Genomic DNA, 14279 nt, shown 5'->3' on the forward strand with positions numbered 1-14279 from the left:
GCCCGGGTCCGACAGCCCCGGGCCTCCTAACCTGCGGTGACCGCGCCCGCGAGCGCGGCCAGCTTCGCGTCGAGCACCTCGGCGGCCGCGAGCAGTTCCGGGTTGGGTTCGACGACCATGAGCGACGACGGGACGACGTACGTCAGCGCGCTGCCGCCGCCGGGCTCTCCGGTGAGCAGGAGTTCGACCGGCGCGAACAGGCCGGCGGTCACGTCGTGTCGCAGCATCGTGATCGCGATCAGTGGATTGCCGATCACCACCCGCAGCACCGCCCGGTCGATGCCCGCCTTCGGGAGCCATCCGCCGTGGTCGAAGGAACCGAACAGCATGAAGCCGCTGGGGCCGACGTACGCGCCGACAGCGCGCTCATAGGACTCCCAGCTGTCGGAGCCGGCCGCGACGGCGTCGATCGGCACCGGCTGCCCGCCCACGTCGGCGAGCAGTGCGGCGACCAGTTCGTCGTAGCTCCTGCTGCTGGCGTATCGCACGCGTACTCCGGTGAACGGAACGCTGGTCGCGGTCATGTCGGCTGCCTTTCGTGGGCTCGTTCGGTGTAAGGCGCCGGACGCGAAAACCATTCCTGGGTATGGCGAACAAAACCCAGCGGCTTGAGTGGACCCGGTGCCAGCAAGCATCCACCGGGCAGTTCGTCGACAATCCGCACGCCCGGGTTCGGCACGCGCTGTACTGGGACCATGCCGCAAGACGAACGTGAGTCGTTCATCGTCGATTGCCTCGTGAAGGCGTTCAAGGAACTCATGGACGCCGATCCCGACGCCTTCCGCACCAAGTTCCGGAAGATGGCGGCCGAACCGTTCGCGTTCTACCGCGGCAGTGCCTGCGTGTTCTACGCCGACGTGGCCGCCCGCGACGACAGGTGGGCCGACGAGCGCACCAGCCGGGTGTGGATCCAGGGCGACCTGCACGCCGAGAACTTCGGCACGTACATGGACGGCTCGGGTGTGCTGATCTTCGACGTCAACGATTTCGACGAGGCCTACGTCGGGCACTTCACCTGGGATCTGAAGCGGTTCGCCGCCAGCGTCGCGCTGATGTGCTGGCAGAAGGCACTGTCCGACGAGGAGATCTCCAAGCTGATCGACACGTTCGCCCGTGCCTACGCCGACCAGATCAAGTGGTTCCTCGACGAGGACGACGATTCGAGCTTCTCGCTGAACCTGTCCACCGCTCGGGGTGCCGTGCTCTCGACACTGCAGAGCGCCCGCCTCTCGACGCGCTCCGAGATGCTCAATCACCTCACCCGGGTGGACAAGTGGGACCGACAATTTCGCGAGACAACCGGGGTGCGCCGCTTGGAGCACGACGAGCGCGCGAAGATCGAGTCGGCGTTCGAGCGGTATCTGCAGACGATTCCGCGCACCAAGCGGTATCAGGGCATCACGTACGACATCAAGGACGTGGTCAGCAAGAGCGGTCACGGCATCGGCAGTGCGGGATTGCCGACCTACACCGTGTTGATCGAGGGGTTCAACCAGGCGCTCGACAACGATGCCGTGCTGTCGGTCAAGCAGGGCAACGTCGCCGCGCCGAGCCGGGTCGTCACCGACAGCCGGGTGCACGACTACTTCGAGCATCACGGGCACCGCACCGCAGTTTCGCAGCGCGCGCTGCAGGCCCATGCCGACCCGTTGCTCGGCTACACCGACATCGACGGCAAGGGATTCGTGGTCAGCGAATTGTCGCCGTACGAATCAGATCTCGACTGGAGTGAGCTGACCGAGCCCGACGAACTCGGCGAGGTCGTCGCGCAACTGGGCCGCGCGGTGGCCAAGGTGCACTGCGTGGGCGACACCGACAGTGACCAGTCACTGGTCGACTTCCAGACCGAGGAGGCGATCGACGCGGTCATCGGCGACCACCTCGACGAGTTCGTCGCCGATCTGGTGACGTTCGGCCTCGAGTACGCCGCGGTGGTCCGCGACGACCACCGGCATTTCGTCGAGGCGTTCCGCGAGGGGCGGATCCCCGGCATCAGCTCGTCCTGACGACCTCCTTCGCGATCCTCTCCGCCGTCTCAGAAGTTGTATTGCGACACGGTTTTCGCGTCCGCTTCCAGCGCCGCGTCACCGACGAAGACGTTGTCGTAACCGTCCATCTTGGTCAGCGACTCGTACCCGGGGATGCCCAGATCGGTGCCGGCCTCGATCGGCTCGCCCTGCGCCAGCATCAAGGCGATCTGCAGCTGCGCCTCACCGGCGAGGGCCGGGTCCCAGAAGAAGATCTTGTCGATGGAGCCGTCGGCGAGATCCGCAGCGGCCGATGACGGAACCGAGGTGCCCATCACGCAGATCTGGTTCTGCAGGCCGGCTTCCCGCACCGCCCGCGCGATGCCGGGCACGTCGTTGGCGGCCGAGCCCTGGAAGCCCTTGATCTCCGGATGCTGCGCCAGAGCCACTTTGGCCTTGTCGTAGGCGACCTGTTCGTCGTCGGCGCTCTCGATCGGGTCTCCCACCCGCGCCATGCCCGGGAACCTGGCGACCTGCAGATCATGCGCGGCACCGACCCACTGCATGTGTGTCTTCGCGGTCGGGCCGCCGATGAACTGGACGTATTCTCCTTGCTCGCCCATACATTGGGCGAGGTTCTGCATGATCTGCTCGCCGAAGGCGGCGTTGTCGAACGCCTCGATGTCGACGTCGACGTTCTGGATGCCGGTGGCCTCGTGCGACACCACCTTGATGCCCTGCCCGCGCGCCTGCCCGAGCACCGTCTGCAGCGCGTCAGGTGAGTTCGGCACCACGGTGATGGCCGTGGGGTTCTGCGGGATCAGGTCGGCGATGATCTGGACCTGCTTCTCCGGACTGGTGTCGTCCGCGCCCTCCTGGCGAGTCTTGACACCGGTGCGCGCGGCGAAGTTGGCGTCGCCCTCAGCCATCCGGTCGAACCACGGGATGCCCTTGACCTTGACGACGTTGACCATCGTCATGTCCTTGGGGTCCTCGGCGGCGGGAGCAGTGCTGCTGCCCGTGGCGCTCTCACCGCTGCCGCCGGAGCCACAGCCCACGAGCGTGGTCGCGGCCACCCCGAGCGCCACCATGAGTGCCATCCGCCTGTGCCGCATCCGCACTCCTTCGTGACGCCCGTCTGTGTCGAACCGGTCACCCCCGAGGTCCGGCGGCGCGAGACGTGACGTGAGTGACAGTCAAGCAAGTCGACGCCCGAGCCGCGGTGTTTCGCGGCGCTCCGCCCGAAACAGGGGCGCGGCCCGGTGCCGGGCGGATCAGCGCGAAACCGGGCACGCGCTCAGCCGAGGACGATCGAGTCACCCCGGACGGAGACTGCTCTGGTGTCCAGCGGCCGGGAGGCGGGACCATTCGCGACCGAGCCGTCCAGGTTGAATCTGCTTCCGTGGCAGGGGCAGACGATGGTGCCGTCGACGACCTCCGACACTGTGCATCCCGCATGGGTACACACCGCGGAGAACCCCGCGAACACCCCTTCGGAAGGCTGCGTCACCACGACGCCGTCCACGATCAGGCCGGATCCGACCGGTATGTCGGCCGTATTGGCGATGCCCTGCACGGTCGGCGGCGCACCCGGGCCGTCGGGCTCGGGGTTCGGGGCCGGTGTACCGCCCGGCGTTGACTCCTTCCCGTAAGTCGTACACGCACTGAGCACCGTCGCCGCCACACCGAGTCCGGTAGAAGCGATGAGCTTCTGGCGAGACAGCAGGATGTCATGGATGAACATCTGTCGATACCTTCCGTTCAGAACGTCACGCCGGTGGTCTGGAAGAACCACAGCGCCGAGGTGAGCCACACGTAGACAAGCCCGAAGAACACCAACCCGCCGACAATCGGGATGATCCATCCTGGAAGGCCCCTGCGGGTGAGCAACAGCATCTTCGTCACGAATACGCCGTAGAAAAGGCAGCCGAACAGCGAGTGCAGGAGAACCCTGCTGTCCGATGACTGGAATCCGAGGGCGTACAGGCAGTGCACGGCGACGGGGACGCTGACCAGTACCGCCAGCCGTCCTGACCAGACATGCGCCGCAGCGATCCACGACGGCGCACGCCCGCCGGGGATCAACCGGTACATCGCGAACGCCGATCCGAGCTGGAACACCCCGAGGAGTACCGCCAGGGTCGCCAGCCAGGACTTCACCGCCGTCCCGCTGGAGAAGCCCGCGATGCTGACCGAGAAGAACTGCGGCTGATGCATTTTCCCGAAGACACCAAGGGCCACTGCGACCAGCGCGCCGACGGCGACGGCGATCAGCACCCTCACGCCACCCGACGTTCTGCCCGTGCCAGGGGCGCCGAATCGAGCCTCAGTAGTCATCGGTGGCGCCTCCCACCCGGGTCGCGGTGAACGCCCACGTGCTCTCGCCGATCCGCAGCGTGCCCGCCACGGCAGACCCTTCGAGGCGACCGTCCAGGCGGCTGGTGCGGTCCTTGTCCCAGAGCGTCACCATTCCGTTGGCGGCGCTGCCCTCGAGCCACGTCTCGACCGTGTAGTTGTCGCACGCATAGCCGACGGCCTTCTGGCCGTCCACCGCGATGTCGAGGGTGAGAACACCGCTGCGCGTGGGGATCTCCCCGACGTAATCAGCTTTGGCCGGGAACGCCCGACCGGGTGGCGCGGGCTGGGGGGAGGCCGGCGCGGACGGGGCCGCGGCCGGCGCGGTGACCGACGCCGTCGCCGGTGCTGCGGGCGGCTCCTCCTTCGACATGTTGACCAAGAACAAGCCCGCGCCCAGAGCGGCAACCGCTCCCAAGGTCGCGACCGGACTCGCCACTTTCATCTCTTGACCCTTCCGTACGCCGATGCCGCCGTTGAGCGACACATTCGCTGTGCTCAACGGGACAGGGGCGAGAAGGGTTCAACGGCAGATCAGCCGGGCAGCACCGGGATGGCGCCTGCGTTCATCAACGGCCGCACCTCCGACCACGCCGGGTCGCCCTCGGCAGCGCTCGACAGCTGCAGCACCCCGCGCTGGTCGGAGACGTACACCGTGGACGGGTTGGCCGCCACGGTGGTGACCGGCATCAGCAGGTTGCGGCTCGGGCCGTCGGAGTTGACGCCGTCGAGGTTCACATACGACACCGGATGCTGCGGATCACGGCGGCTGACCACGATGTCATCGCCGGTGCGCCAGGACAGCGAGACCACGGTGTTGCCGAGACCGAAGCCGAGTCGACGCGGGTAGTTCAGCAGGAACTGGCCCGTGGGGGTCTGCTCGACGCCGGCCAGGATCACCTGGCCCTCGATCACCATCGCCGCGCGCGTCCCGTCGCGTGACAGCTGCAGCTCGCTGATCGGACCGGGGAACTTGGTGGCCACGGGCGCCACGTCGACCGGGATGCGGGCCGGCTGGCCCGAGGCATCGCGGATCACGCGAACCACGTTGTTGCCGTCGACCACCACCCACACCGCGTTGTCCAGCGACCAGCTGGGCCGCGTCAGGCTGCGCGCCTCGAGCGCCTGGCCGGCCGCCCCGCCGAGTGGGCCGATCCACAACGAGGACAACATGTCCGGCGCGCCCGGACGCAGCACCACCACCGACGCGGCGTCCTGTCCGCTGCGCGACACCGCCGCCGACACCTGGTTCGGCGCCTGCCCGAAGGAGCCGGCGACCCGTGGTGACCGCTGCCCGTCGAGCGACACCAGCGAGCCGTTGACCAGTGCGTGCAACCCGGCCGCCGCGCCGGGGAAGGCGCCCGGGTCGGTGGCCGCCACGTCCGAGGTCTCCCATCCGTCGGCGAACCGGTCGTCCAGTGGTGCGCCGTCGGCGTTGAGCACGTAGGGCCCGTTGATCCCGGCCCGCGACAGTGTCCAGATGATCTGCGCGGCAAGGAGTTGCCTGCTGTGTGGATCGGTGGTGGACAGATTCTCCAGGTCCACGCGGGCACCGCCGTAGCCACGGCCGATTCCGGTCTTGCCACCGTCGGCGCGGGTCACCGGGCCCCGCAGCTTCAGCGGCGCACCGAGCAGATTGCGTACGGTGTTCGCCATCTCCGGCCGGGGCCCCGCGATCAGTTTGGAGATCAGTTCGGTCGCCAGCTGGTCGGGATCCGACACCGCGACGTAGCGGGGATCGGGCACCACCGTTGCGCCGGTGGGGTCGGCGAAGTAGAGCGTGCTGCGCTTGTAGGTGGCCTGGAACTGCTGCCAGTCGAGGAACACACCGTTGGGCAGCTTGTCGATCCGCCAGCCGCCAGGGGTTTTGAGCAGCTCGATGGGACCGGGGTCGGGCAGCGCGCCGTCGGCGGTCTCGAAAACGCCCATGTCCGAGAGCGATCCGAGGATGTCGGCACGCATGCTGACCGAGACATGGTCGGGCCTGCGGGTCTCGACGAACACCACCCGGTCGATGAGCAGCGCGCTGCCGGCGTCGTCCCAGTCCTGGGACGCCGACTCGGTGAGGAACTGCCGTGCCGCCAGATGCCGGTTGGCCGGATCCGCCGTGGCCTTGAGGAATTCGCGCAGCAGCACGTCGGGATCCATGTTGGGTGTCGGTGTGGGCAGGCTCGGCGGGGCGGGCCGCTCGACCGTGCCGATCGCCTGCGGCGCCGACGAACTCGGCACCCCGGCACATCCGGCCACGCTGAGTGCGAACAGCATGAGCCATGCTGCGGTCAGGATGCGCCTCACACGCTCTCCCCCGCCGGCTCGCGCTCCACCGCACCGCGTCGCGGCGCCCGGTCGGGCCGGGTGGGCTTGAGCGGCAACGGACTCGTCGTCACCTTGTGGCCGCGGACCAGTGGCAGCGTCAGGCGGAAGCAGGCACCCTTGCCGGGTTCGCCCCACGCCTCCAGCCGGCCCTGGTGCAGGCGGGCGTCCTCGATGCTGATCGCCAGGCCGAGTCCGGTGCCACCGGACCGGCGCACCCGCGAGGGGTCGGACCGCCAGAACCGGCTGAACACCAGCTTCTCCTCACCGGGCCGCAGCCCCACCCCGTAGTCGCGCACCGTGACGGCGACGGTGTCCTCGTCGGCGGCCATCCGGATGCGGACCGGTTTGCGTTCGGCATGGTCGATGGCGTTGGCGATCAGGTTCCGCAGGATGCGTTCCGCGCGGCGGGGATCCACCTCGGCGATCACCTCTTCGCCGGGCACGTCCACGATGAGCTCGACGTCGGCGTCCTGTGCCAGGTGCCCGACGTTGTCCAGCGCGCTCTGCACGGTGTCGCGCAAATCGACCGACTCCACCGACAGCTCGGCGACACCGGCATCGTGGCGCGAGATCTCGAGCAGGTCGTTGAGCAGCGTCTCGAACCGGTCGAGCTCGTTGACCATCAGCTCGGTGGAGCGGCGCAGCGCCGGATCGAGGTCCTCGCTGTGGTCGTAGATCAGGTCGGCGGCCATCCGCACCGTCGTCAGCGGTGTGCGCAGCTCGTGGCTGACGTCGGAGGTGAAGCGGCGCTGCAGGTTGCCGAATTCCTCGAGCTGGGTGATCTGCCGCGACAGGCTCTCGGCCATGTCGTTGAACGACACCGCGAGGCGTGCCATGTCGTCCTCGCCGCGCACCGGCATCCGCTCGGTCAGGTGGCCTTCGGCGAACCGTTCGGCGATCCGCGACGCCGACCGCACGGGGAGCACGATCTGGCGGGCGACCAACAGCGCAATGGCGGCCAGCAGGCCGAGCAGCACCACGCCACCGGTCGCCATGGTGCCGCGCACCAACGCGATGGTGCTCTCCTCGTTGCTCAGCGGGAAGATCAGGTAGAGCTCGAGATTGGTCACCGGCGACGACGTCGGGCTACCGACGATGAGCGCGGGACCGTTGAAGCCGTCGGTGGCGACGGTGGCGTACTGGTAGCTGACCTGGCCGGCCTGCACGAAATCGCGCAGCGCCTCGGGCACCTGCTGCACCGGTCCTGCGGCGGTCGCGGCGCGCGGGCCGTCCCCTGGGACCACGAGCACGGCGTCGAACGGGCCGCCGAGGCCGGCGCCCGCTTCGGCCTTGCGGTCGATGAGGGTGTTGCGGGCCAGCTGCAGGCTGCTGTCGAGTGAGCGGCTCTCCTCGCCGCCGACGATGCCGCTGACGGTGTTGCGGGCCCGCTCGATCTCCTCGGTGGCGGCCTTGACCTTCACCTCGAGGATGCGGTCGGTGATCTGACTGGTCAGCACGAAGCCCAGGACCAGGATGACCGCGAGTGACAGCCCGAGCGTGAGCGAGACGACTCGCAGTTGAAGCGACCGGCGCCATGCCAGTCCGAGTGCGCGGCCGAGGGTGCCGAGGCCACGCAGCAGCGGTGCGGACCGTCGGTGAATGCGGCGTCGCGAACTCCAGATCACGTCGCCGCCCGAGCGGCCACGGTCACGGAGGTCCGGCCTTGTATCCCACTCCTCGAACGGTCAACACCACCTGCGGGTTCTCCGGGTCCTTCTCGACCTTGGCCCGCAGCCGCTGGACATGCACGTTCACCAAACGGGTGTCAGCGGGGTGACGGTATCCCCACACCTGTTCGAGCAGCACATCTCGAGTAAACACCTGGCGCGGTTTGCGTGCCAGCGCCACCAGCAGGTCGAACTCCAGCGGCGTCAGCGAGATCTGTTCGCCCATCCTGGTGACCTTGTGGGCGGGCACGTCGATGTCGACGTCGGCGATGGACAGCAGCTCGGCGGGTTCGTCGTCGTTGCGGCGCAACCGGGCGCGCACCCGGGCGACGAGCTCCTTGGGCTTGAACGGCTTCATCACGTAGTCGTCGGCGCCGGACTCCAGGCCGAGCACCACGTCGACGGTGTCGGTCTTGGCGGTCAGCATGACGATGGGCACGCCGGAGTCGGCGCGCAGGACCCGGCAGACGTCGATGCCGTTCATGCCGGGCAACATGAGATCCAGCAGCACGAGATCGGGCCGCAGTTCGCGGACCGCGGTGAGAGCCTGCGTGCCGTCACCGACCACCGCGGTGTCGAAGCCTTCTCCGCGCAGGACGATGGTGAGCATTTCGGCCAGCGATGGGTCGTCGTCGACGACCAGGATCCTTTGCCTCATGGTGTCCATGGTGTCACCAGATCGCGACAAAACCCTGCTAGCGCGCACCCGCGAGTCGGCTAACGTCCCAGGTCGGCTGCCAGCTGCGCTGGGACCACGTCGGGACCGACGCTGCGCCACGGCCCACTCCAGTCGCGGGCCGCCAGTTCCCGGTAGACCGCCGCGGTGCGGGACTGCAGTCCCCCGTCGCGCTCGTAGAAGTCCTTCGCGCGGCTGGCGTCCTGTTCGGCCCGCCGGTCGGCGCGGGCGGCGGCGAGTTCCACGGGCACGTCCAGGAGGAGCTGCCAGTCGGGCACCGCCAGGCGCAGCCGGTCGTACTCGAGGCTGCGCACCCACTCCACGACCTCGCCGTCGGCGCCCTGGCTGAGCCGGGCAGCGCTGTAGGCGGCGTTCGAGGCGACGTAGCGGTCGAGGATCACGATGTCGTAGGCGGCAGTCAGGTGTCCGATCTCGTCGCGGGCGTCGGCGCGGTCGAGGGCGAACAGCACGGCCATCGCGTGCACGGACTGCGCGAGGTCACCGTGCGCACCGTGCAGGGCTTCGGCGGCGAGGTCGGCGGTGACCGACCGGTGATACCGCGGGAAGGCCAGGGTGGCGACCGAGCGACCGTCGGACTCGAAGGACGCCCGAAGGCCGGTCGTCAGCGTGTTCTTCCCCGCGCCGTCCACTCCCTCGATCGCGATGAGCACGCTGTTCGCTTCTCCCGGGTCGCTTCTCTCCTGCCCCCGGCGAGCGTAACTGGTGCACGTGACCCCCTCGGACCGTCGATAGGCTTTTCTCCGGTTGTGCTGCAGCTGAAAGGAAGCTGTGGCGGGCGCATCGGAGCCGGCCGACGAGTGACTGGGGGTTCGCCGGGTGGGGGGATCGGTAGAGGTCGTCGTCTCGGAGTTGGATTCCGCGGCCGCGCGCGTGGCGGATGCCGGACAGCGCCTGCAGGACGGACTGTCCGCCGTCGACCTGTCGGTCGAGGAGCTACTGGGAAAGGGCTGGAAGGGCGGCGCCGCGACGGCCTACACGGCCGAGTGGGACAAGTGGCACAGCGGTGCGGGTCAGGTCGTCCGGGTGCTGCAGGTCATGTCGGAGTCGCTCGAGGCCGCGGGTTCGCATTACGCCGCCACCGATCAGCAGGCCGGTGCCGCTGTGGGCTCGTCGTTCCAACCGACGGGCGGCGCGCCGGAAGGTGCACCGACCGGCAGCCAGGCCGGCCCTGGCGCGGGTTCGGCGCCTTCCGACCAGAGTGCGCGTGGTGGTGCACCGAGCGGTCAGGGTGGCTCCGGCGCGATGGCCGAGATGATGAACCTCGGGCAGCCGGCGGCACAGGCCGGGCAGGCGCTCGGCCAGGCGACGGGACAATTGGCCGCCGGCCTGGCGCAGGCCGCCGCCGGGATCGCCCAGGCCGTGACGGCGTTGGCGCAGCAGGCCGCGCAGGCCGCCGAGAAGGACGATCCAGAAAAGGACGACGACGAACGCCGGTCTTCGGAAGAACAGACCGATGATCCCGAGGATCGCAACGGCGGCGAAGCGACGGAGCAGCCCGATGGAGCCGAGGAGGCTGCCGACCGGGTGTCATCGCGCGCACCCGTGGACGCCGCCACGCAGCCCACCCCGACGGCCGTTGTTCCCACGGGTGTCTCGAGGCCTTCCGGTGCCGGGTAGCGGCGGTGGCGCCGCGCTGTTGGTCGATTTCGCCCAGCTCGCGGCGGCCATCGAGCACATGAAGGCTTACCAACGGGAAGTCGACGAGTGCCTTGCAGACGTCGACCAGGCGATGGCCGCGTTGCGGGCGACCTGGCAAGGCGAGGGTTCGGACGCCCAGGCCCAGACTCAGGCGCAGTTGCGCGCGGGCGCCGAGCAGATGAAGACGGCCCTTTCACAGCTGCAGAAGATCGCGGACACGGCCCAGCAGAACTACAAGGGCGCGGTGAGCAACAACGCTCAAATGTGGGGGAACGGCGAGTAGTGCCGGCCGGCAGCGGGGCGTTGAACGTGCGGATCGAAGTCGATCCGGAGGTTCTCATCGGCGCCGGAAAGACCATGGGCTCGTTGGGCGGTCAGCTGGCGGCGCTGATGGGTGCGCTGGGGCCGATGCTGTCCGACGGCATAGCCTCGGGCCTTGATCCGGCCGGGTTCGAATTCGCGCTGAAGTACGAAGATGCGGCGCAGAAATTCTCCGACGGGCTTGCTGCGGCAGCGAATGCGTTCAACGCCGTCGGCTACAAACTGGAAGCCAGCGGACACAACTACGCGAACGCCGATGCCGTCTCCACGATCGGGGGTGCGGGACCCACCGGGCGGGTGGGTGAGGTGCCGAGTGAGACGAAAGCCGCTGACGCCGCAGCGTTTCCGAACTTCAGCGTGGTGCCTCCGCCGTCGCACTGGAACCTGATACTGCGGTTCTTGGCCTTGCGACAGTGGCCCTCGGGCAATCCGTCGTTGCTCCGGGTCACTGCCGAGCACTGGCGCAACCTGGCCAAGGGCTTCGCCGTGATCGGGAATGAAGTCGCCGGGTCGAGGACGGCCGTGTCGACGCAGAAGATTCCCGAGTCTCCGCAGATCGCTAAGGCGCATGACGACCTCGCGGCCGGGGTGTCCGACTTGGCCTCACAGGCCTCCGAGCTCGTGGTGCTGGTCGAGGACTTCGCGCGCGTGGTGCAGGAAACACAAGACGCGATACGCCGCCTGCTGGAACGCATTTCGCTCGAAGGTCTACTCGATTTCATCGGGGGGATCTTCACCGGCGAGGCCGACGACATCCTGCGTGAAATCGCCCAAGACGTCCAGACGCTCCTCGAGAATTTTCAACGCCAGGTCAAAGCCGTGGGGGGACTGCTCGGAGAGCTCACCGAAGCCCTCGGCGACACCGTGACGAAGCTCCAGAAGCACGTCGACGTGACGCTTCGTGAATTACTCGGCGATGAGGTCGGTGGTGCGATCTCCGCTGCCTTCAAGGTGCAGACCGACCTCTCCACCGGGGTGCTCACCGGGGCCGTCAACACGGTTGCCGGGGTGGTGGCGATGGCGGACATCGATACCTGGCAGGGAATGGCCGAAACGGCCTGGGCAGTGATCCAGGACCCCACCAAGGCAGACGACGTCGCCATCGCCGTGGCTCAGGAATTCTTCGCCACCGACAAGATCACCGGAGACAATCCGGCCCGCGGCATCGGTGAGGCGGGTTTCAACGTCGCGACGCTGTTCGTGCCGGGTGGTGCCTTGTCCAAGACCGGCAACGTCGCCAAGGGCGTCAACTGGGCTCGCCACCGGTTCGGCAGTCCCGACTCACCCGCGCCTGACACCGCACCCACCTTCGGATCACACGATCTGGAAGGACTCGGCGACAGTTCCGGACTCGGGACCCGGCCGACCGACGTCACCGACGTCAGGCCTGGCGCGATCCCCGACTCGGTGATCGGCCCCATCCCGCCCAACGGTGTTGATGCGCCGCCGAATCCGCGCGGCCTCGAAGGACCGGCGGGACCGCCCGATCCCCCGTCGCCACAGGCGGGCACACCCGGTGGCCGCGAGGATCACGGCGACGGCGGTGGCAGCGGTCCCCCGCCACCACCGGATCCGCCCGAGCGCACGCCCGGTCCGTCGGACTCCGGCCCCGGGCGTTCTGATGGCCCACCTCCGCAGTCGCCGGCATCGCAAGGGCCGAGTTCGGGTTCTGCCGACCCGCCGCGAACAGCGCCCGGTCATGCGCCCTCCGCGGACGACCCGGCGCCGCCGGCGACGCCGCAGACACTCGAATCTTCGACTCCGTCCGATCAATTGACGTCAGGCGGATCGCCGTCCGAGACGGGGTCACCGACCATCCATGAGCCGGCGGCGCCGGAAGCTTCCGCTGGCGGGCATGCGCCCGAACAACACGCGGGAGGGACGGGCACAGGCGAAGATTCGGCGCAGCCGCCAATGGTCAACGACGCGCCGGGCGAAAGCCGGCAACCGGACACCGACGAGCACACCGCACGGCCGGATGAACGCACGCACACGCCCGCCGACCAGCAACCGGCCAATTCGCCTGCGGCGGAGCGGCCGAGCGGTCACGAGCGCACCGGGGACGGCGGCCAGACGCGTGAGCCGGCGCATGCAGTAGGTGACAGCGAGGCGAAGCGGCACGAGCCCGCGGGAGTGATGCCGATCGGGATGGGCGGATTCGGCACGCCCATGGCGTCTCACGGGTCCGGGTCGACATCGGGCTCCACCAATGGGTCGACAGCAGCTCCCCAGACGGCGACGCCGGATGCGGCCACACGTAACCCGGACGGTAAGGGATCGCAGGCAACGTCACCGGAAAGCCCACGTGCACAACACCCTGCGGCGACGGGGCCGGCCGCTGGAGACAAACCATCCGCACCTGTGAATACGACGAAGCAACCGACCGCAGGTATAGCGGGAGATTCCCGACTGCGAGAGAGCACGGACGTTACCAGGCACGCAATCGACGGTTCGCCGTCCAACCGTATCGATGCCAAGAACCTGGACCGCTCAGATTCTTCTACCGGCCACTCCACCAAGCCCGACGTGACATTGCCTGATTCCTCTCAAGCGGGCGCCTCCGCCAGTGCATCACGTCAGCCCGAGACAATCGGCCCCTCGTCATCTGCCATCACGGAGCAGGCGACCGATAACCGAGCAGAAGCTGGGCCCACGGGCCGACAGGTGGCCGACCCGGTGCGCTCGAGCGAGCCGGCTGGTGAGGGCTGGAAACGTCTGCCCGACTCGTTCCAGGATCCGGCTCCGTCACAAACCTGGCCGTTCACGGACAACCCCGTCGATCCCGCCGCTATGAATCCCGATGTGGCCAGGCTCATCGGAGATCCGGCAGCTCCCTTCGGTCGCGATGCCCAGGGCAACCCCTTCACTCCTGAGGCGTACGCCGAGCAGTTTCACAAACTGGGGCCGGACGGCCAGAAATGGGTCAATTTCCCCGAAAATGACGGCGCCGTACCGAACACGAAAGTGGCTTTCAGCGATTTCGAGCAGTTCAAGAAGTATTACGGGAATCGTTTCGACCGTATCGGTGACGCCAAGGGCAAGTACTTCGGCTTGATTGAAGAGGGGCGCCCGGCCACCTGGGAGGAACGCGCGATGCATGTCAACAGCCTGCGCGAGCCCTACAAGACCTTCACACTCGACCATCTTCCCGAAGGATGGAAGATTGAGATCTCCCAGATCGCCGCGGGTTTGGGCCAACCAGGCGGCGGTCTACAAGTACGTATCATGGATGAGAGAGGCGTCTTCCAGTCAATACAGCAATTGGCCACCATAGACAACGGAGTGGTAAGAGTTGACAAACCCAGCTGACTTCTCACC

13 protein-coding genes are annotated in these 14279 nt (G+C 68.0%); 4 read left to right on the plus strand and 9 right to left on the minus strand.

Going from position 1 to position 14279, the window contains the following annotated elements; genetic code table 11:
* Window positions 1–26: 26 nt before the first annotated feature.
* Complete coding sequence (locus ACPCHZ_RS11775; protein WP_423484928.1) at window positions 27–524, minus strand: DUF302 domain-containing protein; 498 nt, start codon at window positions 522–524, stop codon at window positions 27–29.
* A gap of 171 nt (window positions 525–695) precedes the next feature.
* On the opposite strand from ACPCHZ_RS11775, the gene ACPCHZ_RS11780 reads away from it, so the two are divergent.
* Window positions 696–2006 (plus strand): DUF2252 domain-containing protein, encoded by a 1311-nt coding sequence (locus ACPCHZ_RS11780; RefSeq protein WP_423484929.1) that lies wholly within the window; start codon window positions 696–698, stop codon window positions 2004–2006.
* Between the two features lie 29 nt (window positions 2007–2035).
* Here ACPCHZ_RS11780 and ACPCHZ_RS11785 read toward each other — a convergent pair whose 3' ends face one another.
* From ACPCHZ_RS11785 to ACPCHZ_RS11820, 8 genes are all read right to left on the minus strand, one after another.
* Window positions 2036–3082, minus strand: a complete 1047-nt coding sequence (locus ACPCHZ_RS11785; RefSeq protein ID WP_423484930.1) for a substrate-binding domain-containing protein — start codon at window positions 3080–3082, stop codon at window positions 2036–2038.
* A 182-nt stretch (window positions 3083–3264) separates the two neighbouring features.
* The gene (locus tag ACPCHZ_RS11790) at window positions 3265–3711 is read right to left on the minus strand and encodes a ubiquinol-cytochrome c reductase iron-sulfur subunit (protein ID WP_423484931.1); all 447 of its coding nucleotides are present in this window, start codon (window positions 3709–3711) and stop codon (window positions 3265–3267) included.
* 17 nt (window positions 3712–3728) lie between these two features.
* Window positions 3729–4304 (minus strand): DUF6529 family protein, encoded by a 576-nt coding sequence (locus ACPCHZ_RS11795; protein ID WP_423484932.1) that lies wholly within the window; start codon window positions 4302–4304, stop codon window positions 3729–3731.
* Window positions 4294–4767, minus strand: coding sequence for a hypothetical protein (locus ACPCHZ_RS11800; RefSeq protein ID WP_423484933.1), 474 nt, complete (start codon window positions 4765–4767; stop codon window positions 4294–4296). The genes ACPCHZ_RS11795 and ACPCHZ_RS11800 overlap by 11 nt, the downstream gene beginning before the upstream one ends.
* 89 nt (window positions 4768–4856) lie before the next feature.
* Window positions 4857–6605 (minus strand): MtrAB system accessory lipoprotein LpqB, encoded by a 1749-nt coding sequence (lpqB, locus tag ACPCHZ_RS11805; protein WP_423485359.1) that lies wholly within the window; start codon window positions 6603–6605, stop codon window positions 4857–4859.
* Between the two features lie 8 nt (window positions 6606–6613).
* Complete coding sequence (mtrB, locus tag ACPCHZ_RS11810; RefSeq protein WP_423484934.1) at window positions 6614–8263, minus strand: MtrAB system histidine kinase MtrB; 1650 nt, start codon at window positions 8261–8263, stop codon at window positions 6614–6616.
* A 22-nt stretch (window positions 8264–8285) separates the two neighbouring features.
* Window positions 8286–8972, minus strand: a complete 687-nt coding sequence (gene mtrA / locus ACPCHZ_RS11815; protein WP_264015934.1) for a two-component system response regulator MtrA — start codon at window positions 8970–8972, stop codon at window positions 8286–8288.
* Window positions 8973–9022: 50 nt separating this feature from the next.
* Entirely contained in the window at window positions 9023–9652 is a 630-nt protein-coding gene (locus tag ACPCHZ_RS11820) for a dTMP kinase (RefSeq protein WP_423484935.1), read from the minus strand.
* 166 nt (window positions 9653–9818) lie between these two features.
* Here ACPCHZ_RS11820 and ACPCHZ_RS11825 point away from each other — a divergent pair, with 166 nt between their 5' ends.
* Genes ACPCHZ_RS11825 through ACPCHZ_RS11835 form a run of 3 tightly spaced genes read left to right on the plus strand, consistent with a single transcriptional unit; the run spans window position 9819 to window position 14270 of the window.
* A complete protein-coding gene (locus tag ACPCHZ_RS11825) occupies window positions 9819–10619 on the plus strand; it encodes a WXG100 family type VII secretion target (protein ID WP_423484936.1) in 801 nt (266 codons plus the stop codon).
* Between the two features lie 19 nt (window positions 10620–10638).
* Window positions 10639–10923 (plus strand): WXG100 family type VII secretion target, encoded by a 285-nt coding sequence (locus ACPCHZ_RS11830; protein ID WP_423484937.1) that lies wholly within the window; start codon window positions 10639–10641, stop codon window positions 10921–10923.
* A 26-nt stretch (window positions 10924–10949) separates the two neighbouring features.
* Window positions 10950–14270: a glycohydrolase toxin TNT-related protein gene (locus tag ACPCHZ_RS11835; RefSeq protein WP_423484938.1), complete on the plus strand. Its 3321-nt coding sequence runs from the start codon at window positions 10950–10952 to the stop codon at window positions 14268–14270.
* The last annotated feature ends 9 nt before the right edge of the window (window positions 14271–14279 follow it).

This window comes from Mycobacterium sp. NPDC050041, from assembly GCF_049541695.1.
Taxonomy (GTDB): Bacteria; Actinomycetota; Actinomycetes; order Mycobacteriales; family Mycobacteriaceae; genus Mycobacterium.

What these genes read in the sequence shown, in the direction of transcription:
- ACPCHZ_RS11775 (WP_423484928.1), bottom strand. Translation starts at nt 524, where the DNA reads ATGACCGCGACCAGCGTTCCGTTCACCGGAGTACGCGTGCGATACGCC.
- ACPCHZ_RS11780 (WP_423484929.1), top strand. Translation starts at nt 696, where the DNA reads ATGCCGCAAGACGAACGTGAGTCGTTCATCGTCGATTGCCTCGTGAAG.
- ACPCHZ_RS11785 (WP_423484930.1), bottom strand. Translation starts at nt 3,082, where the DNA reads ATGCGGCACAGGCGGATGGCACTCATGGTGGCGCTCGGGGTGGCCGCG.
- ACPCHZ_RS11790 (WP_423484931.1), bottom strand. Translation starts at nt 3,711, where the DNA reads ATGTTCATCCATGACATCCTGCTGTCTCGCCAGAAGCTCATCGCTTCT.
- ACPCHZ_RS11795 (WP_423484932.1), bottom strand. Translation starts at nt 4,304, where the DNA reads ATGACTACTGAGGCTCGATTCGGCGCCCCTGGCACGGGCAGAACGTCG.
- ACPCHZ_RS11800 (WP_423484933.1), bottom strand. Translation starts at nt 4,767, where the DNA reads ATGAAAGTGGCGAGTCCGGTCGCGACCTTGGGAGCGGTTGCCGCTCTG.
- mtrA (WP_264015934.1), bottom strand. Translation starts at nt 8,972, where the DNA reads ATGGACACCATGAGGCAAAGGATCCTGGTCGTCGACGACGACCCATCG.